We start from the raw sequence: 24657 nt of genomic DNA, 5'->3' as shown, positions 1-24657 counted from the left end.
AAGCGGTACAATAACATAATCTATTAGCCATGAAATTCTTTATTAACCTAACTGTAGCATTGCTACTGAGCGGTACTTTTGCGTTTGCACAAACCTCTCAAAATACCACCGGACAAGGCAGAGTATCGGGGACCGTCCTCGACGAAAAGGCTCAGCCTTTTCCATTTGTCAATGTGCTACTGCTCCAAGCCAAAGATTCCGTTTTAGTAAAAGGCCTAGCCGCAGACGAAAACGGCAAATTCCTTTTCGAACAGGTGGCTGCAGGCAAATACCTGACCCTGGTTTCAATGGTCGGGTACCAGAAAGCCTATAGTGCGGCATTCTCCGTACACGACGGGCAAGTTGATCTCCCCGTCATTGCTCTTAAAACAGACATTCAATCTCTCAACGAGGTAACGGTAGTAGCTAAGAAACCATTTATCGAACAGCAAATCGACCGCACGGTGGTCAATGTTGAAAACAGCATTGTCTCGGCAGGCGCTACTGCATTGGAAGTTCTGGAACGAGCTCCCGGGGTGACAGTAGACCAGCAAAATGAACAGCTAAAACTCAGGGGAAAAGCCGGCGTGATCGTTCAGATTGACGGGAAACAAACATTCCTTTCACAGCAGGAACTGATCACACTGCTTCGAAATACCCCAAGCGACAACATTGAAAAGATCGAGCTGATCACCAATCCTTCTGCCAAATATGATGCTGCGGGAAATTCAGGCATCATCAACATCAAAATGAAACGTAATAAGAATTACGGAACCAATGGAAATATCAATCTGGGCGGCGCCTATTCCCGCTACGGTCGCGCCAATGCTACGGCCACGATCAACCACCGGGCAGGAAAAATCAGCACATTCATCAATGGCGGCGCCTTTTTGAACAAAGGCTTCAACAACAACGACATTTACAGGAAGATACCTTATGAGAACAAGGTTACTATATTCGACCAGCACACCGAAAGAGTCAACAAGTCGGAATATTATAATGTACGCGCCGGACTCGATTACTCCGCAACAGACAAAACCACCGTTGGCGTGCTGGTTTCAGGCTTTTATAACAGTTTCAGCAATCCTTTCGGACAAACCAATACCAGAATTTTAAATGAGGACCTAAGTCTCCAAAGAACATTCAGGACCAACGTTTTCAATGGCGGAACGATGAACAACATCAGCACTAACCTGAACTTCAAGCACCAGTTCGACGACAAGGGCAAAGAGATGACTTTCGATGTGGACTATGTGAGATATGGCGGCAAGAAGAGCAGCAACCTGGACACCCGTTATTATACTCCAGACGGACAGCAGGATGGTAACCCGGAAGACGTACGCAACAATATGCCTTCCGATATCAACATCGGCGTCGCCAAGCTGGATTACACACAGCCGCTATGGAAAGGAAAATTTGAAACCGGCCTGAAAACCAGTTACGTAGCTTCTGACAATGATATGGTTTTTGAAACAAAAGCCGATGACTGGGTTCTTGACCCCACGCGCTCCAACCGCTTTAAGTACACAGAAAATGTAAACGCGGCTTATGTGAACTACAACGGGAGCATTTCGAAAAAGGTCAAATACCAACTTGGATTGCGCGGCGAGCATACGCACTCGATCGGCAACTCGGTTACTTTGAACCAGAAACGCGACAGGAATTATGTCAACCTTTTCCCCAGCGTATTCATTTCCAACCAATTGGACACCAACAACGTGCTGAACCTATCGTACAGCCGCCGGATTGACCGCCCGAACTATCAGTCACTCAATCCTTTCGAGTTTTACCTGGACCCGTACACTTTCCAGAGAGGTAACCCTAATCTGAAACCACAATATACCAACTCATTCCAATTGGTACACGTTTACAAAAATTTCCTGAATACCACCTTGGCATATAGCCGGATCAAGGATATGATTGCGGACGAACTGCCACAGCAGATCGCGTCGGAGAACAAAACTTTTGTAACCTCAGACAACCTTGATAACCAGGACAATGTAAGCCTTACCGTTTCATTCCCTATTAAAATTGCCAAATGGTGGAACGTACAAACCAATTTCACCGGAGTATATAATCATTACAACTCGATCTATCTTGAAGAAAAGCTGGAAATCAAGCAGGCGTCCTGGAATATGTATGCAAGCAACCAGTTCACGATATCGAAAACCTGGTCGGGCGAAATCTCAGGATGGTACAACAGCAGGGCTTTCTACGGATTATACGCAGCAAAACCAATGGGAATGATCAATGCAGGATTGCAGAAGAACATTTTGAATAAAAAAGGCACCATCCGCTTCAATGTCAATGATATTTTCTGGACCAACAAGTTCCGTGGAAAAGCGATTTACAAGGACATTGATTTTAGTGTCAAGTCGCAATGGCCAAGCCGCCAGTTCAGACTGACATTCACTTACAATTTTGGCAATCAGAATGTAAAAGGTGCCCGCCAGCGCAATACCGGTTCTGACGATCTTCAGAAACGGGCGAACGGCGGAAGTTAGGATAGGAATTCCGGCCTTCACTGGCCAGTGTTCATAAATTAGTTAGGTTTGTTATGCAGAAAAAGCATCCCGCGATTTGCGGGATGCTTTTCTTTTTATACCCCAACAAAAAATAGCTCTCAGCTTTCCAGCGCGGCAACACCTGGAAGTACCTTTCCTTCCATGTACTCGAGCAATGCGCCTCCGCCAGTCGAAACATAGCTCACCCGGTCGCCATAACCTGCATTGTTGATTGCCGAAGCAGAATCTCCGCCTCCGATGAGTGAGAATGCATCATTTTCTTCCGTAACCGCAACCACCGATTCCGCAATTGCATTGGTACCCTGAGCAAAATTCGGAAATTCAAAAACGCCCATTGGACCGTTCCATAGGACAGTTTTGGAGTTTTTAATAATTTCCGAGAAGATCTTGATGGTTTCAGGACCGATATCCAATCCCTGCCAGCCGTCCGGAATTTCACCAGCGGTGACCACTTTACGTTCCGCATCATTGCTGAACTTGTCGGCAATGACGGAATCTACCGGAAGGATCAGATTAACTCCCTTATCCTTTGCTTTCTGGACCAATTCCAAGGTAAGCTCCTGCTTGTCGGCTTCGAGGAGGGACTGACCAATGCTTCCGCCCTGCGCCTTTGAAAATGTATAGGACATCCCACCCCCGATGATCAGGTTATCCACCTTATCGATCAGACGTTCGATGATCAAAATTTTGTCAGAAATCTTAGCGCCACCCATGATGGCTGTAAAAGGCCTTTCAGAATGTTCCAGCAGTCTCTCCGCATTGTCCAGCTCTGCCTGCATCACATACCCGCAAACCTTGTCTGCAAAGAACTTGCCGATCACCGCTGTGGAAGCGTGCGCACGGTGGGCGGTTCCGAATGCATCCATGACCCACACGTCACCGAGCTTGGAGAGTTTTTCAGCAAACGCTTCGTTTCCTTTTTCTTCTTCCTTATAAAAACGAAGGTTTTCCAATAAAAGAACTTCGCCCGGTTTCAGCGCATCGGCCAGCTCTTTGGCGCTTTCGCCAATGCAATCGTCCGCGAATTTCACAGTTTTACCCAATATCAGGGATAAGGGGTTCACCAGATGTTTCAGGGAATACTTTTCCGTAGGGCCGTCTTTAGGTCGCCCCAGGTGTGACATTAAAATAACGGAACCTCCGTCGTTCAGAATCTTGCTGATTGTGGGAATTGTCGCACGGATCCTTGTGTCGTCCGTGATCTCAAATTTGTCATTAAGCGGGACATTGAAATCCACGCGGACCAAGGCTTTTTTGCCTGAAAAATCATAAGAATCTAATGTTGTCATGGGCAGGTAAAGTTGTTTTCCATAGGCAGCAAATGTAATCCAATTTCTTTATTATATACTACGTATTTGAGAAAACGCGGCTTTCATAATAAGTATAATCCAATTTTTGCTTTCAATTTTTCTAAAAAACAGCATCTTAACCAAATTTTAATAAATGGGATCTTATTGGTAATTTTATTTTTCAAATTAAAAAGATTACCCCCGTTTTGAGCGACGTGTTACAGGATCCATTTGTGCAGAATAGCGAGTTCCCGGCGGATCTTCCACCCAAATACTACCGCGAATATTTCAACTACGTCCTCGACTTTGTCAGGAAACGTTATACACATATTCTGACTGAAACGGAGACCGGATTTCTGGAAAGTTATGACACGCTTTCCGAGGATGCGCAGTGCCTTTTTATACGTTTCAGCAACAGGAGCAAATCGTTTTTCAGGGTTAACAGCCTATCCTACTCCGAAATCACCGATTTACAGGCCGTGTTGAATGAGCTGCTGGAAAACGCATTTATCGAAACCATTTGCGAAGCCCACGAAAGCCGCTTCTCCGAAATCATCGATCTTTTCACAAAGCCCGAATTGCTGGTTTTGACCAGGATACTGGAACCGGAAATCATGCCTTCAAAAAGCATTAAAAAACCGGATCTTGTCCGGTGGCTGTTGCACGAATACGATTTCAAAGCGCTGTGCGAAATCATTTCGCAGATGGAGCCTGTGGTAAAAGTGACTTTCGAAGCGGAGGTCATGCTGATGAAATTCCTGTTTTTCGGCAACAGGAATGCCGATATGACCGAATTCGTGGTCCGCGATCTGGGCCACGTCCGGTTTCAGTCGTTTGACGAACAGCATTTGTCGATCCAGTTTGAGAACCGAAAGGATGTGGACGATACGCTGATGGTTTCGCTGATGAAGGAAACTTTCGACATCATCAAGCAGGAATCGCCTCCCGAAGATATTTTCGACTGGTTTATGAACTGGCAGGCAAGCAGCGGCACAGGCCTCAGTACCAAGGCAGTCCCCTCCTTCAATTCGTTTATTTTAAGGGTAAGTGCCTGGCTCGAACGCAAAAAGATGCTTTCACAGGCACTAAGTATTTACCAGCTGACCAACGATGCGCCAGCCCGGGAGCGACGGGTCAGGCTACTTTATAACCTCGGCGAGATCGACGAAGCGCTGGCACTATGTGAAGAAATGGCAGAAAACCCGCAAAACGCCGACGAGCGTTATTTCAGCCAGGATTTTTATGAAAGAATAAAAAATAAGAAAAGCCGGATCATCAAAAGGACTACTCAAGCTTTGAAAGCCGCAGAAGCGATTGAAGTACCTGTTTTATTCCGCTACCAGGTTGAATATGGCGCACTGGAACATTACCGTGCATTGGGTTACCATGCTTTTTTCAGCGAAAACGAACCCTGGCGAACATTGTTCGGATTGTTGTTCTGGGACATTATTTATGATACCAATGTGCAAACCATTCACAATCCCTTCCAGCGTATCCCGACGGACTTCTTCCTGCCTGATTTCTACTACAAAAGATCAAGTCTGCTGAAAGATCGCCTGAAAGCGGCACATTCCAGGGAAATTATCGACGAAATGGTGAGTCAGACTTACCAGGATATGTATGGGATTACCAATGTGCTGGTACCCTGGTACGACGGCGCATTGGACAAAGTGCTGACATTAACTTCGTTACTTACTCCTGAGCAGATCCACCTTATTATGCTTGAAATCGCATTGAACCTGAGAGAGAATACGCGTGGATTCCCGGATATCCTGGTCTGGAACGAGACCGATTATGCATTTATCGAAATTAAATCCCCTACCGACCACCTTTCGTCCCGGCAATTGCATTGGCAGCACTTCTTTGCCGAGCATGGCGTGAAGAGCCGGGTGGTACGGGTGAACTGGATTAAAGACGAAATATCAATCCAAAGTGAACTGCGCGACGACCGGTAAGTGGTCGGAAGCATACTTTTCGTCTATCACTCTTGTATCGGCGCTTTTAAGCCGCTTTCCTTTCATCGCCATGATGAAATCGATCGTCTTATTGGGTATCTCCACCGGGATCGTCGGCTTGCAGTCCTGGCAGGTTCTGGTGAAATATCTGTCGAAATAAGCAATGACCTGACTTTCCGGCACCGCGTTGAAATCGCCTGCCAGGATCATAGGCAATGTATTTCCATCAAAATGCTTGACTAGCGTTTCCGCCTGTAAAAGCCGGTTGGGTTCTTTCAATCCCAGATGCGTGCTGGCGAAAATCATTTTTTCTTTCGAAGGCAGAACAACCGTTATGGCTGCTACCGTGCGGTTTTCCTCCTTCAGTTCGGGATGGATCGGCAAGTCGTACCTGACAGAATCAACAATCGGGAATCTGGTCAGTACCGCCACGCCATAGTCGCCGCCCTGATGATCGATCGCCTTGGAAAAATAGAATTTCATACCCGTCAGCAGTGCGAGCTGCTGCGCCTGGTTTTTGCCTTTACCAGACCTTTCGGTATTGACGTCGACTTCCTGCAAAGCGACAAAATCGGGTTTTTCGGTATTGATCACCCTTGCGATCGCCTCCACATCGATTTTATCACCGGCAGACGGTGGATTGCAATGGTGAATATTGTAAGTCATCACCTTCAACGACTGCTTTTTGGGCGGGTAATCCGTGGGGATTTTTTCCGTTGTATTGGAATAAGCAGAAGCAGAGAGTAATAACAGCAAATAGAAAATGCCCTTTTTCATCGTAATTTTAAAGGTTTAGAATATAAAGAAAGGCAAAAATAAGAGTTCAGTATTTCCCTATTATTACAAAATCATAAAACAACGCTTTCCATGATGCTAAAAAGACTGTTACTGATTGCTTTCATCGCCGCCGGTTTTGGAAGTGCATCTGCACAAACCAAGCCGGAGGACGTGAAAACGTTTACCCTGCCCAACGGAATGAAGTTCCTGGTCCTGGAAGACCATTCCATCCCCAATGCCAATATGTACATTTTCTGGAAAGTAGGGTCGCGAAATGAAGTACACGGCATCACCGGTCTCTCCCATTTTTTCGAGCACATGATGTTCAATGGGTCCAAGCAGTACGGGCCAAAACAGTTTGATCGGGTGATGGAAGCAAACGGCGGCTCCAACAATGCCTATACCACAGAAAACGTGACTGTTTACACCGATTGGTTTCAGAAAGACGCATTGGAAACGATTTTCAAACTTGAGTCCGACCGCATAGCCAATCTTTCTATCGATCCCAAAATGGTGGAAAGCGAACGCGGTGTTGTATTGTCAGAACGCAGTACAGGATTAGAAAACAGTAATTTCCGGCTCCTCGGCGAGCTTGTGCAATCAGTCGCTTTCCAGGAGCACCCTTATATGCTGCCCGTCATCGGCTTTGAGTCGGATATTAAAAGCTGGACACAGCAGGACCTTGAAAACTATTTCAAAACATACTATTCGCCCAATAATGCCACGGCCGTTGTTGTAGGCGACGTTACGCTGGAGCAAGTGAAAAAGCTGGCCGATCAGTACATTGCGCCCATTGCAGCGAGAGGCTTGCCACCTAAAATCCGGACTGTCGAACCGCCCCAGAACGGCGAAAAAAGGGTTACGACTTATAAAGACATTTCGACGCCCAATGTGCTGATGGCTTACCATGTCCCCGAAACAAAACACGAAGACTATTACGCCATTGATCTGCTGAGCAGCCTGCTTACTTCTGGCAACTCATCGAGGCTTACCAAATCCCTGGTTATGGATTCAACACTGGCGACCAATGTTTCCAGCTTTACCGACCAGAGTTTCGATCCAAGCCTCCTGGTCATTTATGCCATTGCCGGAAACAATGTATCGGCCCCGGACCTTGAAAAGGCAATTGACACACAGATCGCCCGGGTTGTAAAAGACGGGGTAACAGAGAAAGAACTGGAGAAAGTAAAAAACCAGAAACTGATGGAATTTTATCACACGTTGGAAACCATCAATGGGAAAGCCAATAGCCTGGGTACCTACGACGTCTTTTTCGGGGATTATAAAAAAATGTTCGAAGCACCGGAGCTGTATAAAAAGGTGACCAATGAAGATATCAAACGCGTAGCAGCCAAATACCTGAATGAGCGCAACAGGACGGTGGGCTACCTTTTGCCGGAAAAAGCCAAATAACATTTTTAAGCTATATCATTAAAAATCAAATCATACCGATGAAAAATATCCTTATCGCTATGCTGGCACTGTTCTCAGTCTCAGCAGTAGCCCAGAGCAACTTCAAAGTTCCCAAATACGAAAAGTTCAGGCTGAAAAACGGCCTGACAGTGTATCTGATGGAACAGCATGAAGTCCCGCTGATCAACGTATCGGCCGTTTTCGATGCGGGTTCGATCCACGATGGTGAACGCTACGGTCTTGCCAGCCTGACCGCGGACGCGCTGATGTTCGGGACTGAAAAATACACCAAACCGCAGATCGAAGAAATGATCGATTTCGTGGGGGCGAGCATTAATACTTACGCCGGGAAAGATATGGCGGGGGTCACTTCGTCATTCGCCGTAAAAGACCAGGAAAAGCTCTTCGACATCATTCAGCAGATGCTGATACACCCGGTTTTTGACCAAACAGAATTTGACAAACACCGCACAAGGACGGTTCAAGAACTGGTAAGGCAAAAGGAAAGTCCGCGCGCTGTCATCGGCAATTATTTCAATGCGTTCGTGTTCAATAACTTTCCCTATGCCACCCCCGGCGATGGGTCTACATCGACTGTCGAAAAAATCAATGTAGCAGACGCCAAGGCATTTTACCAAAGCAATTATACAACCGGGCGAGGAGCAATTGCGATTGTGGGCGACTTCAAAACCGCCGAAATGAAAGCCAAAGTCACAAAGTTATTTGAACCCTGGAAAACTGCCGAATCGAGGATGATCAAACGGGTAGCACCTAACCTGGATTTCGACAAAAGTCGCGTGCTCCTCGTGGACAAGCCCGACGCCCGCGAGACAACGTTCCTGATAGGCGGAAAAGGCATCGACTATACTTCGCCCGACTATGTGCCGGTCCTGGTGATCAACACAATTTTGGGAGGCAGATTTACTTCCTGGCTCAATGACGCCCTCCGCGTCAATTCCGGCCTCACGTACGGCGCCAACAGCCGTTTTACCAGAATGAAATATGCCGGGACGTTTTCTATTAACACTTTCACAAAAAACTCAACCACCGTTCCTGCCATTGATATGGCACTCAATGTGCTCGACAGCCTGCACAAAACCGGTATTAACGACGAAATCCTGTCTTCGGCAAAAGCATATGTCAAAGCCAGCTTTCCTCCTGGTTACGAGTCTTCCGGCGCACTGGCAAGATTGCTTACCGATATGTTTGTTTACAATTTCGACGAAAGTTTTATCAATACATTCCAGGAAAAAGTGGACGGCCTGACTGTCGCAAAGGCAAAGGAGATTATCGCGGGCTACTTTCCAAAGGATAAGCTGCAGTTTGTCATGATCGGAAAGGCAAGCGAGATCCGCGATCAGGTTAAAAAATACGGTGCGATCACCGAAAAGCAAATCAAGGCGGACGGTTTCTAAGCAACCAAAAAACCCGGGCTGAATAGATCTGCCCGGGTTATTCAACTATTCACGTATTACTAGGACTACAATCCTTTGGGGTTCTGAACAGCCACGCTACCCGCCCCAGCCTTATTATAGGCAAGTTCATTGGCAGGTACATCCCAGTAATCCAGGAAGTTGTAATTAATCGTGGCATTTTTATTCACGACACCTGCTTTATCAATCACTATTGCGCCTTTTCTGCCTCCGCCGTTTGCCACGTCATCGATCACCCCCCAGCGCCGGGCATCATAAAAGGCAAGGCCTCTGAACGGCAAAACAACCCTTCTCTCACTTCTCAGTTCTTCTTTGGCCGCTGCAAGGGTAAGCCCTTTCCCGGCAACGGCTGCCAGGCCCGCACCTTGAAGTGTCCGGATCGCATCAATGATCTTAAGGCCACCTTCGATATCGCCCGTATTGATAAGGGCCTCTGCCAACATAAGCTGGTTTTCCTCATACGTGGTAGCCATGTAGAATTCGTATTCACCAACCGCTTTGCTTCCTAATACAACTACCCCGGGAAGGCCTTTGCCGCCGTCGATCAGACCATAACGGGTATTAAATATGTTTCCGCGGTCGTTGTTACCGATCCAGGGGTTAGCTTCAATCGCAAAATTGTTCTCGAGTCTCTTATCGCCGGGCTTGAAATCCTGTATCAGGCGTTCGCTCACTTTGAAATTACTGGTTTTGGTAGTACCCACGGTCAGCGCGGAAGGCGTGCTCCCGGTCGCAGAAATAAAATCACTCGTCTCATTGGACCTGGCCGTGAATACATAATCCGTAGCCGTAACACCATCTTTTGCCAATGCAATAATCGATGCCCACTGCGCCGGTGTCATCGCTTTAACGGTTGTATTTACCAGCATGTTACGCGCCTTCATCGAGTTGATGTTCCTCTTCCACATGTCGGGAGTAAGGATCCCGCCTTTTCCAACCTGAAAAAACGCGGGAATAACCTTGCCCAGCACGGTTGAATAGTCAGAAACATTGGAAACAGCACTCAATGCAGCGGCAGCTTTGTCATAATTTGCATTGGACTCCGCAATAATCGCTTCTTTACTTACGAAAACGTCATTGGTGCCTACTGGTTCGTCATTGATAATACCAGCATAATAAATAGAACCAATACGGGCATAAGCGTAACCTTTCCACCAGTATGCCCAGGCTTTCAGGGCATTTTTCTTACTTTCGGCATCGCCTGTAAATGTTGTTGCGTCAACCAGCGCCAGAACGTTATTAGCCCCACTATTAAGGCTGTACATATACGCCCACTCGTAATATAACGGGTTATCGCTCGCATTCGCATTGATGTTTACCTGCCTCAACATGTCCAATTGCAGGGTGGGTGAGTTGGGGTTCGTCACCTTGGTACCGTTATCGAGGATCACATAATTGGCTACCCCGATTTCATTCAGCCGTTGGTTGGCCGCTTCCGCACCGATGTTATCTCCCATAATTTCATGATAACCAAACGGATCACCGAAAAAGCCACCGTAGAACCCCCCGTATTTTACGGTTAAAAAACCATTTACATAAATAGCTCCCTGCGCCAGGTTGATCAGGCCGGACTCTGAATTAGCGCTTCCGGTTGTGGGCTGGTTCGGGTTTTTAACATCTAACTGGTCCTTGCAGGAAAGCATAAATCCCAGCAGCACCAACATCGACAGTATTTTTATCTTTTTCATATTTTAATCTTTTGAGAATACAATGATTGGTTTTTAGAAGCCGAAATTCAACGAAACCTGGTATGATCTGTAATTCGGCATACTGCTGTGATCCGTTCCACGGTCCCATGCAGAGTTGTTGGCACCAGATACGATTTCAGGGTCCATGCCGGTGTATTTGGTCAACGTGAACAGGTTGCGTCCGGACAACACCAACTGCAATTTTCTAAATCCTTTGATCGTGGTCAATCTCGCAAAATCCAAACCCAGGGAAATGTTTCTGAGGCGAAGGAAGGAGGCGTCTTCGTAAAAATAATCCTTGGTACCATTTCTGGTAACCGCCGCATATACGCCTCTGTAAAACGCGGTCCAGGCACCGGTTTCACCATCTATAGTAAATGGTTTCGAGTAGTCGGCATGGATACCATCCCTATACATCCATTCTTTGGTTTGGTTGTAAAGGTGGCTTCCCTGAATCCAATCCAATTGAAATCCGAAAGTCAGGTAATTCTTGAAAGTCAAATCATTGATAAACGACATGTTAAACTTTGGATTTGGATCGCCAAAGCTGTATTTGTCGGGAGTTACGTAAGGGAATTTTGTAGCCTTGTTTACCACATATCCGTTGCTGGCGAGCGTATAGTCGCCTTTTTCCGATTCCGTCAGAAACGGTGTTCCGTCGGGTTTTACGGCATCCAGGCTGTGAATCATCCTGTGCCCGTAAAGCTGCCCGATTTTCTCGTCCTTCCGAAGCACATAGTTGGTACTTCCCGCATTGGAAATGACAACAATCTCCTGATCGCCTACAACCGAGTTAATCTTCGAAGTTTGCTTTGTGAAGTTGGTGGTCAGGTTCCAGTTGAAATTTTTCCCGTGATAAATGGCAGCGTTCAATGAAGCCTGCAACCCGTGCGAACCGAGGGAAAAAGCGTTGGTCTTTAACGTTCCCGAACCCGAAGTTGGCGCCACGTCAATGCTCCATATTGCATTATCCGTGGTGCGTTTCCAATAAGTTGCAGACAAACGGACATCGTTCAGCCAGTTTCCGCTTGGCATGATATTGAGCGTAAAATCCGTGCCGATTTCAAGTTCCTTTGATACCTCCACGCCCAAATCGGGGTTATTTTGGTTTGGGTCAAAATAGAAGGCATTACTTGATCCTAAAACTTTAGTGCTTAAAGTTACATAACGGTCAAACGGCTTAGGCTGGATCCCCGCCTCTCCATACGCAGCACGTAGTTTGAACTCGGGAACACGGTCGGCAAGCGCTCCGCCTTTCCAGAAGTCGAAAGACGACATCCTTAAATAGACATCCCCTCTTGGAAAAGTAAACGGTTTGGAGCCTCCGCCGAATGCCGAAGAATAGTCGCTCCGAAATCCTCCCGCAACACCAAACAGTTCGCCGTACTCGATTTTCTGGTTAACCAGGTAACCATAGGTAATAAATGGCTCGCTGTAATCGTAAAGAACTTTGAATGAAGTTCCCTGCGTACTGTTGAACGGTGTGTAGGTGGGCAGTCCGGCAGCTGCTGCCGCATAGAGCGTCTGCTTTTGGTTACGGTAGTCAAAAGAAACCTGCGTAGATGTCGTAATGGGGATGTTCCAGTGGAAATCGTCCTGAAAATTGGTATAGAAGAAGGCGGTGCCCAGGAAGTTCTGGAATGTTTTTGCATACGTATATTTGTCGATACCACCTGTATTGTCGGGGCTGATCGCCGAACCCACCCAAGTTGAAGCGGCGACAGAATTGGCATTATTTGATTGATTCTGTGCGGTGTAAATGAAATCTTCCCTATTATAGTTCAACCCGTATTTCGCGTCCAGTTCGAGATACTTGTTCACTTTATAGTTCAGGTTGAAATTTTGAATGATATCAACCTTTTTATCGTCGCTGTCGGAATAATACTGGGCGTAAATAGGGTTACTGCCGTTCACACCGGCTGCATCCCCCAATTTGTTGATCGGGCTCCCGTCGGGCAATTTGAAGTCGTAATCGACAAAAGCGCGGCTGTTAAAAATAGAGTAGATGTTATTTCCATTGACCGTGTTTTTGGTATAAACGAGCTGTGTAGTGCTCCTCAACCGCAACCCTTTTGCAAGCTGAACGCCAAGGTTCGTCGTGAGATTGCTCCTGTCGTTATAACCATTGTTCAGGAAGTTCGATTTTTGATGGTTATTTGATGCAGAAGCACTGAAATCGAATTTCTCACTTCCTCCAGACAGGGAAACACTGTTGTTCAGGGTATTTGCGGGAACGAAAAACTCTTTAAAATGATCGTGATAAGCAAGATTGGCATTATAAGGCTTATCCGTTTTGTTAAGGGGGTCAGTACTGTTCCAGATCACGTTCTCTGTGTACAAGCCGGTCAGCGGATCAATGGAGATCGGCGCTCCCGATGATCCGATGATGTTGTTATTGGCGTCGGTATTGTACCCGTGAAACTTGGACTTCGCCATTCCACCTACATTCAAGTAGGTGTTGTTGGTAACAGAGGATGAAAAATCGATATTTAGCTGACCGTTTTTACCTCTTTTCGTAAAAAGTTGAATAACCCCGTTTGCACCCTGCGCCCCATAAATAGAAGCCGAAGCGGCACCCTGTACAACCTCGATCCGCTCAATGGTATTGAGGTCGATTGCATTAAGGTCCGTTGAGACCATCTGGATACCGTCGATCAGGATCATGGGGGATGTTCCCCGGTTGACCGAGTTGATACCTCTCAGCAGGATGTTAACCTGCGAGCCGGGCGTTCCGTTTCCACTTGTGATCTGCGCCCCGGGAATTTTCCCTACCAGTGCCTGATCCACGGAGGCAGAAGGTGTTTGCGGCAGATTTTTGGCAGAAATCGTCTCTACGGAAATCCCGAGCTTGGCTTTGGTAGTGGCCACCCCACTGCCCGTAACCACCACTTCGCTCAAAATCCTGGCATCGGACACGAGCTTTACGTCTATGACGCTCAGATTCTCGAAGGTAATTTCCTGGGAGATCATGCCGACAAAACTAAAAATTAACTTTCCCTGGTCCGGAACACTAATTTTGTACTTCCCGTCCATGTCTGTAATCACGCCGTTGTTGGTCCCGGCTACCAGGACGTTCACCCCGGGGATCGGAGATGCATCCTCCGCAGCGGTGACTGTACCCGTTACAAACTTTTCTTGTGCCCATAGCAATGATGAGCAGCAGCACACCAGCAGGGTGCCCAGCAGTAGAATTTTCTTCATCAGTAAGTAATAGTTAGGTTTGGTATCGAGACTTCCTCTAAACAAAGATATTGATTTGCAAATTTGATACAAACAGGTTGTTAACTTCAATATTGGTTACATATTAAACCTGTATAAGTTACTAAAACAATATAATATTTTACAAAATAAGACAAATACGAAATATAATTATAACTTAAAGCAAGTATCTTGGCTTTTGCCATTTTAACATTCTGAATCGCATGTGTACGTGAACAGGCATTCTTAAAAAATATTATGAAGTACCTCGCGAAAAATTCTTGATAATATTCTATACTTCCATTTTATAATGATCCGGAAAACAAGGTAGTCAGGAAAGTCTGAGACGTAAGTATACCAATATCAACTTAATATCAATGAATTATGGCGCCTGTTTTACGGTCCGGCAAACAAGCCCCATTCCGAAATCGCAGCTCGTGTAGTAATATTTTGATATATTATTAGAGAGATCAAGCCATCACATGAACCAGAAAAAGAAAAGAAAATATAAACGGTTTTAATATACGTTTATCAAAAACAGTTAACCGGCATTCCGTCAGTTCGTCTGGCTATATACGTTTAACACTTGCTAATCAGTAGGATTTGCTGAACAGCCTGCTTTTCCAGGAAACTTTTATCCAAATTTTTAACCAATCTTTTACAATGAAGAAAGTAACGAAGATGGTGTATTTTGCGCTTGGCGCTTTGATGTCTTTTCAAAGCTTTGGGCAGGGAAAAGCCGTATACACAAATCCTATTGGCTTGCAGGCATATACCTTTCGCGGCAGTTGGGACAAAGGAATTGAGGCTACCCTCGATACCATCAAATCCCTTGGCGTAAAAGAAATGGAAGGAGGGCCTATTAAAGGTATGACGACGGAAGAACTCCGGAAGCAACTGGACAAACGCGGCATCAAGATGGTATCCATTGGCGCGGATTATAAAATGATCAGTGAAAGCACCGCTGAAACGATCAAAAATTGCAAAATTCTGGGCGCTACCTATGTCATGGTACCTTGGATACCTCACAAAGGCGCATTCGACCTCGCTACTGCCAAGCAAGCTGTGGCTGACTTTAATAAGGTAGGAAAAGAATTAAAGGCGGCGGGTATTACCTTCACCTATCATAATCACGGCTATGAATTTGAGCCTTATGAAGACGGTACCTTGTTTGACTACCTGGTAAAAAATACCAACCCCGAGTACGTCTCATTCGAAATGGATATACTCTGGACAGCGTTCCCGGGACAAGACCCAGCGAAATTGCTCCTCAAATATCCTGGCCGCTGGAAGCTGATGCACCTGAAGGACCTGAAAAAAGGCGTTACGGGAAATTTATCCGGAGGAACACCTACTACCAATGACGTTGCGCTGGGAACAGGCTCTATAGACATTCCGGCCATTTTGAAAGCCGCGAAGAAAGTGGGTGTCAAACACTACTTCATCGAGGATGAAAGCCCGTCGTATCTGAAACAGATCCCGGTTACGATTGCCTACATTAAAGGAATTAAGGAATAATGCCCGGGGGCAAGATTTGCCGGGTCTTCGAGACGCAGCAAATCTTGCCCCCAACTGGTCTCATCGTAGTTCCTGTTATAAAACCGAAGACTTTGCAAGTAGGCCCGCCCAAGACTTGGCAAGTCCACCGATAGTTTTATACTTTGCAAAAAAAAGGATTTATGGAACCAGCATTGTTAGATCAGGTGCCTTCACTGGACCTGGCCGATTTCACTTCCGGCACCACCGGACAAAAGGAAAAATTTGTCGCTGACCTGGGAGCTGCATTCACCAACATCGGCTTTGTTGCCATTAAAAATCACGGCCTGAGCGACGACCTCCGAGCAAAATTATACGACACGGTACGCGAGTTTTTTTCCAAGCCGGACACCATCAAGAAACAATATGAATTCCCTGAACTTTTCGGACAAAGAGGTTATATCAGCAAAGGGAAAGAAACCGCAAAAGGTTTCAAAGTAGCCGATCTGAAAGAATTTTATCATGTTGGCCAGCCAGAACCTACTGGCACCATGCCTTCCAATATTTTTCCTAAAGAAGTGCCCGATTTTGAGAAGTACACACTGGAAGTGTACCGGACCTTTGAAAACACGGGGAAGACACTTTTACGCGCAATCGCCATTTATCTCGATCTTAACGAAGATTATTTTGAAGATAAGGTCAAAAATGGCGACAGTCTGCTCCGTGCATTGCATTACTTCCCGATCCCCAATCCCGAGCTCGTCCCCGAAGGCGCAGTAAGGGCCGCGGCACACGGAGATATTAACCTGATCACCCTGCTCATGGGTGCCAGTGCGGAAGGCCTGGAAGTACTGAGAAGAGATGGCCAATGGATTGCAATAACCGCGCTACCGGATCAGATCGTCGTCAATGTGGGCGACATGTTGGACAGGCTCACCAACCACAAACTGAAATCGACCATTCACCGGGTTGTTAACCCTCCCCGGGAGAAAATGAGCACTTCCCGGTACTCGATTCCGTTTTTCATGCATCCCCGTGCCGATATGGACCTGACAAGCCTCGAAAGTTGCATATCTGCCCAACAGCCTAAATTATATACCAATATGACTGCCGGAGAATTTCTCGATGAACGTCTGAGAGAACTGGGACTGAAAAAATAACCGGCAAAAACTCTTGGCCTATCCACCCATTCGCCGGTTTCGATACATCATTTACCTGATGGATATCCTCTTGCTGTCGCTTACAGCTTTTGGCGGCCCGCAGGTGCATTTGATGATGATGATCGAAAGGCTGGTCAGAAAGCGGAGGTATATTACAGAAGAAGAGCTGCTCGAATTGCAGGCACTTTGCCAGGTCTTGCCAGGCCCCAGCTCCACGCAAACGGTGACGGCGATCGGCCTGAAGATCGGCGGGCAGCCACTGGCTTACCTCAGTCTGATCGTTTGGTCGATACCCGCAATGGTATTGATGACTTTGGCAGCCATCGGGATACATTACATGGAGCGGCACTCGATTTCGTTGTCTTTCACGCGGTTTGTCGGCCCGATGGCCGTCGCCTTTCTGATGTACGGCGCCTATGCAATCGCCAGAAAGGTAATCCACAATGCACAAGGCTGGACATTTCTCATCATCTCCACAATCCTCGCATACTTGTACCCATCGCCCTATATGACACCTGTACTGATCGTTACAGGCGGGGTAGCTGCGTCGCTCAATTTTAAGAAGCACGAAAAAATGGAGAAAGGACCGATCCGGATCTTATGGCGCCCGCTTATATTCTGGATTTCGGTGCTGATTGTGGCTGCGATCATCGGTAAAATCACCAATTCCTTCCCGGTAAGGCTCTTTGAGAACTTTTACAGGAACGGCAGCCTGGTGTTTGGAGGCGGGCAGGTATTGATACCAATCCTTTATAACGAGTTCGTGGAATTTAAACACTATCTGACCGACCAGGAATTCCTGGCCGGTATGGCATTGACCCAAGTAGTGCCCGGACCTGTCTTCTCCATCGCAACCTTTGTGGGAAGCGTTTCCCTGCAATCTCACGGCTGGATCGGGCAAATCGTCGGAGGTTTCGTCGCAACCGCAGGGATATTCCTGCCAGGAACGTTTTTCATTTTCTTTGCCTACCCATTTTGGGACCAGTTAAAAAAATACAGAGGTATCCGAGCCTCGCTTGAAGGAATACATGCTGCGAGCTGCGGCCTGACGATCGCCGCCGCGATTTCCCTCTTCCAACCCATGATGGGCAACTGGCAATCCCTGCTGACCGTGATCGTCACGTTGCTGATTTTGAATTTTGCAAGAATCCCTTCTTATGTCATTATCCTGGCCGGGTTACTGCTGGGGCTGGTATTTTGAGAAAAGACGTTCATGGAAGAACTAATTTCTATTCATATATTTACAAGACTCCAAAAATGACTAGCTTATAAATCCGAATGAAACATTATTTCCTGATACTTCTCTCCCTTTCATTTTTTGTTTCAAAGAATTTAAAAGCCCAAATAACCGCCTCCCCGAGTTTCCTTCACAAAAACCAGCAATGGGTCGATTCCGTTTTTGCGAAACTCACTCCCGACGAACGCATTGCGCAGTTGATCATGATCCCGGCGGTTTCGGATGTAAAAAGGGCATTGATAGATCCAAAAGCAAGTAACCCTGCGATGGTCGAAAAGCTGATCAGGGAAAATAAAATAGGTGGTATCGTCTTTTTTCAGGGCGGGCCGGTTCCACAGGCCAGGCTGACCAATTATTACCAGTCGATTTCGAAAGTTCCTCTGCTGGTTGCCATGGATGCCGAATTCGGGCTTGCGATGCGCATCGACAGCACGGTCAGGTACCCATACCAAATGACGCTGGGCGCCATTCAGGGTAACCATGACCTGATCTATGAAATGGGCGCACAGATTGCAAAACAGGCAAAACGACTGGGAATGCATATCAACTTCGCCCCCGTGGCCGACGTCAACAACAATCCCAATAATCCCGTCATCAGTTTCCGCTCTTTTGGCGAAAATAAATATGTGGTCGCCGACAAAGCCGTGGCTTACATGAAGGGTATGCAGGATAATGGCCTGCTCACGAGCGCCAAACATTTCCCCGGCCATGGCGATACCGGGACAGATTCGCACTACGACCTGCCGCTAATCGCGCATGACGCCACACGCATCGACTCTCTGGAATTGTACCCTTTCAGGGCATTGATTGCTAATGGTATCAGCGGGATCATGATTGCTCATCTCAGCATCCCTGCATTGGACAATACCCCCAACCTGCCATCAACACTTTCCAAACCGATCGTCACCGACATCCTGAGGACCAAGCTGGGTTTCGACGGGTTAATCTATTCCGATGCCATGAATATGAAAGGCGTTACCAAGTATTTCCCAGACGGGAGGGCCGACGCCATGGGCCTGGAAGCCGGAATGGACGTTCTGGAATTTACGGAAGACGTTGGCAAATCAATTGCCGAAATCAAGAAAAGCATTGCAGAAGGAAAAATCACGCAGGCAGAAATCGATTCCCGGTGCAAGAAAGTATTGCAGGCAAAAGCCTGGGCGGGGCTCAATCATTATAAACCGGCTGACCTGAATAACCTTTATCAGGACCTCAATCCCAAATCCGCGGAACTGATCAACCGGCTTTTGACCGAGAAGGCCTTGACAGTACTTAAAAACGACAATTCGATATTGCCCCTGCGTTCACTGGACACATTGAAGATCGCCTCCGTTTCGATCGGTGCGGACACGATCACTACTTTCCAAAAAACGCTTGAATTATACACCACTGTCAAACATTTCCAGATCCCGACTAAACCCACCGATGCACAGATTGCCGCCCTGAAATCGCAGTTGACTGAATACAACCTGCTGCTGGTTGGCGTGCACCTGGGAAGCATTTCTCCCCGGACCAATTACGGGTTGACAGATCAGATGAACGCTGTGTTACAGGACCTGATCGCGACGAACAAAGCAGTTGTCTCTGTTTTTGGAAATCCTTATGCATTAAATAAAATCCAGAAAACCGAAAACGCAAAAGCACTGGTGATGTCGTACCAGCTTACACCTTATACCCAGGATTTGTCTGCACAATTGATTTTCGGGGCAATTCCTGCAAAAGGGAAATTACCTGTCACGGTTAACGCACAATTTCCTTACAATGCCGGTATCGAAACACCTGCATTGGGTAGATTGAAATATACCATTCCGGAAGAGGTGGGACTTGATTCAAAAATCATCACTTATAAAATCGACTCCATCGCGAACGTTGCGATTACCCAGAAAGCGACGCCCGGATGCGTGGTACAACTGGCGAAAGATGGAAAAGTATTTTTCAGGAAGGCATACGGAAAGCATACTTATGAAGGTCCTGAGCCCGTTCAGCTCAATGATTTATATGACCTGGCTTCTGTAACCAAAATCACAGCCTCCACGCTGGCGTTAATGAGTTTATGGGACCAGAAAAAATTCGATCTGGACGCTACGATGAAAGACTATCTGCCTGATTTTGAAAAATCCAATAAAGCCGATCTGCAATGGAGAAGGGTTTTGACGCACAGTGCGCGATTGAAAGCATTCATAGTGCTTTGGAAGGAAGCGCAAAATCCTGACGGAAGCTGGAAAAAGAAGACATTCAGCACAAAACAATCGAAACGGTATCCGACTTCGGTCGTTGGCGACAGCCTTTTCATTTTCAAAAACTATGACCAGAAGATCTTCAGATCCATCCGCGACTCCCCGCTCAATGAAAAAGAAGGATATGTATACAGCGACTTATCCTTTATTCTTTACCCACAAATTGTAAAAAGCCTGACAGGAGAGAATTTCGAAGATTATCTCAAAAATCACTATTACCATAAGCTGGGTGCCAATACATTAACCTTTAACCCAAAAAGGTTTTATAAACTGGAAGACATCGTCCCGACCGAAAGGGACACATTTTTCAGGATGACACAGCTGCATGGACAAGTCCATGATGAAGCAGCGGCTATGCTGGGCGGGTTAAGCGGACATGCGGGATTATTCGGCGATGCCAATGATGTCATGAAAGTATGGCAGATGTACCTCCAACAAGGATATTATGGCGGCGAGCAGGTATTGAGCAAAGATGCTTTGATTGAATTCACAAGATATCAATATCCGGAGTTGGGAAGCCGCCGTGGGATCGGCTTTGATAAGCCCACTTTTAAGTACTCAGGCAACGCGCCGAGGTATGCAAGTCCGTCCAGTTTCGGTCATACAGGCTACACAGGCATCATGACCTGGGCGGATCCCGCGTGGAAACTGAATTACGTTTTTCTATCCAACCGTGTTTACCCTACAAGGGAAAACAACAAGATATCGTCCCTCAATATACGTACTTCGATTATGGATGTGGTGTACCAGGAGTTATTGAAAAAGTAGGGTTGTCCCCTGAAGTTAACTTGCATAACTTCTATATTTGTAATACTCACCTTACTCAATATGGCACAACACTATCGGTTTGACAAGGAAAAAGCATCGAGGCGCCCTGGCGTAACACCATTGAAGGACGCCATTGATCAGATGTTGGACAAGTACCGGCTGCGCAATCGTTTCGACCAGTCTTATGTAGTGGCACATTGGGATAAGATCATGGGCTCAGCGATAGCGACCCGCACTAAAAAAGTTTACATTAAAGACAGCACACTCTTTCTGCAGATCGAGTCGGCACCTTTGCGTAACGAATTATTCCGCGCCAAATCAAAAATCATAGAGCTCATTAACCGGGAAATGAAAAGCAACCTGGTAGAGGACGTGGTTTTTATTTAAGCCATACAAAACTTGCATGAACAAAATTAAACTCCCGCCTTTTTTAAAAAAAGGCGATAAAATAGGGATTGTCGCACCGGCGAGCGTTGTTAAATACGAAGATCTGCTGCCCGGGATACATCTCTTTCAAAACAGCTGGGGCCTTGAGGTCGTGGAGGGAGCAACGTTGAAAACTTCCTGCAACCAGTTTGCTGCGACCGACGATGCGCGGCGCAATGACCTGCAGAATATGCTGGACGATCCATCCATAAAAGCAATAATCGCGGCCCGTGGAGGATATGGCTGCTCCCGCATCGTCGATAGCCTGAACTTTGACAAATTTATTGAATCCCCCAAATGGATTGTGGGTTTTAGCGACCTTACCGTTATCCTGTCGCAGGTTTACAAGCTTGGGTATGCGAGCCTGCATGCCCCGATGGCCAAGTCCATCACCAGCGGCGGCTCGGAAGAAGCGGCAGAATCGCTAAGACAAATGCTTTTCGGTGAGTTCCCTGCCTATTCGGTCCCACATCATCCGTTAAACCGCCCCGGAACTGCCGATGCCCAACTGGTCGGCGGCAATCTTTGTCTCTTTGCACATTTGATCGGCTCTATTACTGAGATCGATACAGCTGGAAAGATCCTGTTTATCGAAGACATCAACGAATATCTTTACAATCTTGACCGTATGATGATCCAACTGAAAAGGTCTGGTAAATTATCCGACTTAGCAGGGTTGATTGTAGGACAGTTTACAGACATGAAGGACAATAAACACCCGACCTTTGGAAAGGATTCCAGCCAAATCATCCGTGAACATGTTGAAGCATTCAGCTATCCGGTTTGTTTCGATTTCCCTGTTGGTCATATCAGCGACAATCGTGCAATGGGGATCGGGATGACAGCCTCATTACAGATCAGCAACGAACTGGTAGAATTCAATTTTTTAAACGAGGTACCGGCATAAAAATAACCTATGGAGAATTTCAGGGGCAAAGTCGTTTGGATCACGGGCGCTTCGTCCGGCATCGGAGAAGCATTGACGCTCGCATTTGCAAAAGAAGGAGCCAAGCTGGTACTGACCGCAAGAAGAGAAGAAGAACTTCAGAGAGTGAAAAAGCAAACCGGCTTGCCTGACCAGGATGTACTGGTCATTCCCATGGATGTGACAAAACTTGAACTGGCAGAAGGAGCGGCAGCCGAGGTTATTGCTAAGTTTCACCGCATCGACATCATGGTGCACAACGCGGGTGTCAGCCAGCGGTCCTATATCAAGGATACCAGCATGGAGGTGTACCAGCAACTGATGAATATTGATTTTTTCAGCACCGTTGCGCTTACCAAGGCTGTATTACCTTACATGACGCAACAAAAGAGCGGGCATTTTATCGTCATGAGCAGCGTGGCGGGCAAAATTGGCACCATTATGCGCTCGGGCTACAATGCAGCCAAACATGCATTGCATGGTTTTTACGATTCCCTGCGCGCAGAAAGCTATCACGACAACATCAAGGTGACAACCATTTGCGCCGGCTACATCCGCACCAATATTTCGGTGAACGCATTAAACGAGTCCGGCAGCAAATTTGGCAAAATGGATTCCAATCAGGAGAATGGTATCCCCGCCGAAGAGTGTGCCCGACGGATTTTAGAGGCGGTCAGAAAGGACAAAAAGGAAATCTATATTGCAGGCTTCAAAGAAGCAGCTGCGATTTATCTTAAAAGATTCTTCCCCAACCTGCTGTTTGAGCAAGTGAGGAAGAATATTCCGAAATAGTCGCGCTTATCTACTTTTTGTTTTGCCCTTTTCAACAGGCCCTGTTTTGCTTTTCTCCATATAATCGGTAGTCAGTCTGGCAAGTGAACGGACACCCAAAACCAGGCTGCCTTCGTCGATGTAAAAGTCCGGCGTATGGTGCGGGGCTGCATCAGCTACACTTTTTCCTTTCGGCATCCCTCCCAGGAAGAAAAATAAGCCAGGCACCTTTTGCTGGTAATAAGAAAAATCTTCTGCACCCGTTTTGGCCGGGATCAGGCTCACATTTTCGCTGCCTGCCACATTTTGCAAGGTACCGATCATCTTTTCAGTCAACGGCACATCGTTAATGGTTACCGGATAAAGGATCCTGATGTTAACTTTCGCAGAGGCGCCCGCGCTTTCGGCAACATTCGTTGCAATATCATTGATCCGCTTGTGGACATACTGATGCATTCCTTCATCGAAAGTGCGGATAGTACCTACCATTTTCACGGATTCCGGAATAATATTCTGCCTGATACCACCATTGATCATGCCAATTGTGACCACAGCGGGTGCCTGGGTGAGATTCAGGTTACGGCTCACAATGGTTTGGAGTGAATTGATGATCTGAGCCGAAGTCACGATCGGGTCCACACCCGACCATGGATAGGCCCCATGCGTTTGCTTGCCCTTTACGTCAATGGTCAGAATATCCACGGCGGCCATGGTTGGCCCCGGCTTATACCCGATCTTACCCACTTCTATTTGAGAATCGATGTGTAATCCAAAAATCGCATCTACCTTCGGGTTTTCCAGTACGCCTTGTTTCACCATTAATTCGGCCCCGCCTTCCTCCCCATCCGGTGCGCCTTCCTCAGCAGGCTGAAATATAAACTTAACCGTCCCAGCCAAGTCTCCCCTCATAGCAGAAAGCACTTCGGCTACTCCCATCAGGATCGCTATATGCGTGTCGTGCCCGCAGGCATGCATTACCCCGGTTTTCTGCCCGTTATAGTCCGTCACGACCGTCGATTTGAACGGCACATCAACCCGCTCTGTGACTGGCAAAGCGTCTATATCGGCTCGCAGGGCCACAACAGGGCCTGGTTTTCCTCCTTTCAGCAATCCAACCACTCCTGTAAATGCAACTCCCGTTTGAACCTCTATCCCCAATTGTTTAAGGTGGTTTGCAATTTTTTCCGCCGTTTTGAATTCACGGTTGCCCAGCTCTGGGTTTTGATGAAAATCGCGGCGCCAGTCCGATAGTTTTTTCTCCAGGCCCTGGGATTTCTGATCGATTTTGGACGGCAGTGATGATTGGGAATAGCCGCAGTAGGCAGCTAACATCAGTACCGGAAAGATTATCTTTTGGGTGAACATGCCATTTTTTGGTTAAGTAAATATTAAAATAGTAC

General features: G+C 46.9%; 16 protein-coding genes. 11 read left to right on the top strand and 5 right to left on the bottom strand.

Annotation, left to right across the window (positions count from 1 at the left end):
• Nucleotides 1-29: 29 nt before the first annotated feature.
• Nucleotides 30-2483, top strand: coding sequence for a TonB-dependent receptor (locus AC1XUF_RS11695; RefSeq protein ID WP_483341970.1), 2454 nt, complete (start codon nucleotides 30-32; stop codon nucleotides 2481-2483).
• A gap of 119 nt (nucleotides 2484-2602) precedes the next feature.
• Here the strand turns inward: AC1XUF_RS11695 and AC1XUF_RS11690 are convergent, their stop codons facing one another.
• Nucleotides 2603-3793, bottom strand: coding sequence for a phosphoglycerate kinase (locus AC1XUF_RS11690; RefSeq protein WP_483341969.1), 1191 nt, complete (start codon nucleotides 3791-3793; stop codon nucleotides 2603-2605).
• A 215-nt stretch (nucleotides 3794-4008) separates the two neighbouring features.
• On the opposite strand from AC1XUF_RS11690, the gene AC1XUF_RS11685 reads away from it, so the two are divergent.
• On the top strand, nucleotides 4009-5748 hold the full coding sequence (locus tag AC1XUF_RS11685) for a VRR-NUC domain-containing protein (protein WP_483342027.1): 1740 nt from the start codon (nucleotides 4009-4011) through the stop codon (nucleotides 5746-5748).
• Here AC1XUF_RS11685 and AC1XUF_RS11680 read toward each other — a convergent pair.
• A complete protein-coding gene (locus tag AC1XUF_RS11680; RefSeq protein WP_483341968.1) occupies nucleotides 5716-6525 on the bottom strand; it encodes an endonuclease/exonuclease/phosphatase family protein in 810 nt (269 codons plus the stop codon). The genes AC1XUF_RS11685 and AC1XUF_RS11680 overlap by 33 nt on opposite strands.
• Nucleotides 6526-6615: 90 nt before the next feature.
• Between AC1XUF_RS11680 and AC1XUF_RS11675 the strand changes: the two genes are divergently transcribed.
• Nucleotides 6616-7938 (top strand): M16 family metallopeptidase, encoded by a 1323-nt coding sequence (locus AC1XUF_RS11675; RefSeq protein ID WP_483341967.1) that lies wholly within the window; start codon nucleotides 6616-6618, stop codon nucleotides 7936-7938.
• A 38-nt stretch (nucleotides 7939-7976) separates the two neighbouring features.
• On the top strand, nucleotides 7977-9353 hold the full coding sequence (locus AC1XUF_RS11670; RefSeq protein ID WP_483341966.1) for a M16 family metallopeptidase: 1377 nt from the start codon (nucleotides 7977-7979) through the stop codon (nucleotides 9351-9353).
• 65 nt (nucleotides 9354-9418) lie between these two features.
• On the opposite strand, the gene AC1XUF_RS11665 is transcribed toward AC1XUF_RS11670, so the two are convergent.
• Together AC1XUF_RS11665 and AC1XUF_RS11660 are read right to left on the bottom strand one after the other, a co-directional pair.
• A complete protein-coding gene (locus AC1XUF_RS11665) occupies nucleotides 9419-11059 on the bottom strand; it encodes a RagB/SusD family nutrient uptake outer membrane protein (protein ID WP_483341965.1) in 1641 nt (546 codons plus the stop codon).
• Nucleotides 11060-11092: 33 nt separating this feature from the next.
• Nucleotides 11093-14260, bottom strand: coding sequence for a SusC/RagA family TonB-linked outer membrane protein (locus AC1XUF_RS11660; protein ID WP_483341964.1), 3168 nt, complete (start codon nucleotides 14258-14260; stop codon nucleotides 11093-11095).
• Nucleotides 14261-14920: 660 nt separating this feature from the next.
• Here AC1XUF_RS11660 and AC1XUF_RS11655 point away from each other — a divergent pair.
• The 7 genes from AC1XUF_RS11655 to AC1XUF_RS11625 all read left to right on the top strand — a co-directional run bounded on the left by AC1XUF_RS11655 (nucleotide 14921) and on the right by AC1XUF_RS11625 (nucleotide 23278).
• Entirely contained in the window at nucleotides 14921-15775 is an 855-nt protein-coding gene (locus AC1XUF_RS11655; RefSeq protein WP_483341963.1) for a sugar phosphate isomerase/epimerase family protein, read from the top strand.
• 161 nt (nucleotides 15776-15936) lie between these two features.
• Nucleotides 15937-16893 (top strand): isopenicillin N synthase family dioxygenase, encoded by a 957-nt coding sequence (locus AC1XUF_RS11650; protein ID WP_483341962.1) that lies wholly within the window; start codon nucleotides 15937-15939, stop codon nucleotides 16891-16893.
• A gap of 58 nt (nucleotides 16894-16951) precedes the next feature.
• Entirely contained in the window at nucleotides 16952-18094 is a 1143-nt protein-coding gene (gene chrA / locus AC1XUF_RS11645; RefSeq protein ID WP_483342026.1) for a chromate efflux transporter, read from the top strand.
• Between the two features lie 77 nt (nucleotides 18095-18171).
• Nucleotides 18172-21135, top strand: a complete 2964-nt coding sequence (locus AC1XUF_RS11640; protein ID WP_483341961.1) for a serine hydrolase domain-containing protein — start codon at nucleotides 18172-18174, stop codon at nucleotides 21133-21135.
• Nucleotides 21136-21195: 60 nt separating this feature from the next.
• Complete coding sequence (locus AC1XUF_RS11635; protein ID WP_483341960.1) at nucleotides 21196-21522, top strand: DciA family protein; 327 nt, start codon at nucleotides 21196-21198, stop codon at nucleotides 21520-21522.
• A gap of 16 nt (nucleotides 21523-21538) precedes the next feature.
• Nucleotides 21539-22468, top strand: a complete 930-nt coding sequence (locus tag AC1XUF_RS11630; RefSeq protein ID WP_483341959.1) for a S66 peptidase family protein — start codon at nucleotides 21539-21541, stop codon at nucleotides 22466-22468.
• Nucleotides 22469-22477: 9 nt separating this feature from the next.
• Nucleotides 22478-23278, top strand: a complete 801-nt coding sequence (locus tag AC1XUF_RS11625; RefSeq protein WP_483341958.1) for an SDR family oxidoreductase — start codon at nucleotides 22478-22480, stop codon at nucleotides 23276-23278.
• A gap of 6 nt (nucleotides 23279-23284) precedes the next feature.
• Here the strand turns inward: AC1XUF_RS11625 and AC1XUF_RS11620 are convergent, their stop codons facing one another.
• Nucleotides 23285-24622, bottom strand: coding sequence for an amidohydrolase (locus AC1XUF_RS11620; protein WP_483341957.1), 1338 nt, complete (start codon nucleotides 24620-24622; stop codon nucleotides 23285-23287).
• Nucleotides 24623-24657: the final 35 nt, after the last annotated feature.

The sequence above is a fragment of the Dyadobacter sp. HNCC25DJ185 genome (assembly GCF_056895195.1).
The sequence above is the reverse complement of the archived record's forward strand: the minus strand, read 5'-3'. Positions and strand labels throughout refer to the sequence as shown.

Coding starts and splice junctions, on each gene's coding strand:
- AC1XUF_RS11695 (WP_483341970.1), top strand. CDS start 30: ATGAAATTCTTTATTAACCTAACTGTAGCATTGCTACTGAGCGGTACT.
- AC1XUF_RS11690 (WP_483341969.1), bottom strand. CDS start 3,793: ATGACAACATTAGATTCTTATGATTTTTCAGGCAAAAAAGCCTTGGTC.
- AC1XUF_RS11680 (WP_483341968.1), bottom strand. CDS start 6,525: ATGAAAAAGGGCATTTTCTATTTGCTGTTATTACTCTCTGCTTCTGCT.
- AC1XUF_RS11675 (WP_483341967.1), top strand. CDS start 6,616: ATGATGCTAAAAAGACTGTTACTGATTGCTTTCATCGCCGCCGGTTTT.
- AC1XUF_RS11670 (WP_483341966.1), top strand. CDS start 7,977: ATGAAAAATATCCTTATCGCTATGCTGGCACTGTTCTCAGTCTCAGCA.
- AC1XUF_RS11665 (WP_483341965.1), bottom strand. CDS start 11,059: ATGAAAAAGATAAAAATACTGTCGATGTTGGTGCTGCTGGGATTTATG.
- AC1XUF_RS11660 (WP_483341964.1), bottom strand. CDS start 14,260: ATGAAGAAAATTCTACTGCTGGGCACCCTGCTGGTGTGCTGCTGCTCA.
- AC1XUF_RS11655 (WP_483341963.1), top strand. CDS start 14,921: ATGAAGAAAGTAACGAAGATGGTGTATTTTGCGCTTGGCGCTTTGATG.
- AC1XUF_RS11650 (WP_483341962.1), top strand. CDS start 15,937: ATGGAACCAGCATTGTTAGATCAGGTGCCTTCACTGGACCTGGCCGAT.
- chrA (WP_483342026.1), top strand. CDS start 16,952: ATGGATATCCTCTTGCTGTCGCTTACAGCTTTTGGCGGCCCGCAGGTG.
- AC1XUF_RS11640 (WP_483341961.1), top strand. CDS start 18,172: ATGAAACATTATTTCCTGATACTTCTCTCCCTTTCATTTTTTGTTTCA.
- AC1XUF_RS11635 (WP_483341960.1), top strand. CDS start 21,196: ATGGCACAACACTATCGGTTTGACAAGGAAAAAGCATCGAGGCGCCCT.
- AC1XUF_RS11630 (WP_483341959.1), top strand. CDS start 21,539: ATGAACAAAATTAAACTCCCGCCTTTTTTAAAAAAAGGCGATAAAATA.
- AC1XUF_RS11625 (WP_483341958.1), top strand. CDS start 22,478: ATGGAGAATTTCAGGGGCAAAGTCGTTTGGATCACGGGCGCTTCGTCC.
- AC1XUF_RS11620 (WP_483341957.1), bottom strand. CDS start 24,622: ATGTTCACCCAAAAGATAATCTTTCCGGTACTGATGTTAGCTGCCTAC.